General features: G+C 62.2%; 1 protein-coding gene. It reads right to left on the reverse strand.

Annotated features, from left to right (window positions below):
- Positions 1 to 553: condensation domain-containing protein (locus tag KP22_RS21070; protein WP_244880060.1), on the reverse strand; the 553-nt coding region annotated here is incomplete at both ends.

Below are 553 nucleotides of genomic sequence, written 5' to 3' on the forward strand. Positions count from 1 at the left end.
TAGCTGAGCGATTGCTCGCCACACACCAGCGCCACCGCCTGCGGCGCACGGCGCACCTGGGCTTCGAACTGCTGGTGCAGGCACAGGCTGACCGGCTCGGCCTGGATCTGATTCCAGTCGTACAGCACCTGCCGGCGCTCGGCGTCGGCCAGCAGCGGCAACTGCGCCAACGGCCGTGCGTCGTCGTTTACCATTGCGTGCAGCAGCATCTTCAAATAGCCGGCATAACGTTCTACCGTTGCGCGATTGAACAAGCTGCTGGCATATTCAATATTACCGGCGATGGCGATCTGCTGTTCGCCCAGCGAGAGCAGCAGATCGCACTTGGCGCTAAACTGTTCGCCGGCATAAGGCTCCGCCTGTAACCCATCCAGTTGCAAGGCGTCATCCGGCGAGCTCTGCCACGCCAGCATGGTTTGGAACAGCGGGTTATGCGACAGGCTGCGCGTCGGGTTAAGCGCCTCCACCAGTTGTTCAAACGGCACATCCTGATGCGCCTGCGCCGCCAGCGTGGTCGCTTTTACCTGCGCCAGCAAGGCACCCACCGATGCCT

The organism is Pectobacterium betavasculorum (assembly GCF_000749845.1).
In the GTDB taxonomy this organism is placed as follows: Bacteria; Pseudomonadota; Gammaproteobacteria; order Enterobacterales; family Enterobacteriaceae; genus Pectobacterium; species Pectobacterium betavasculorum.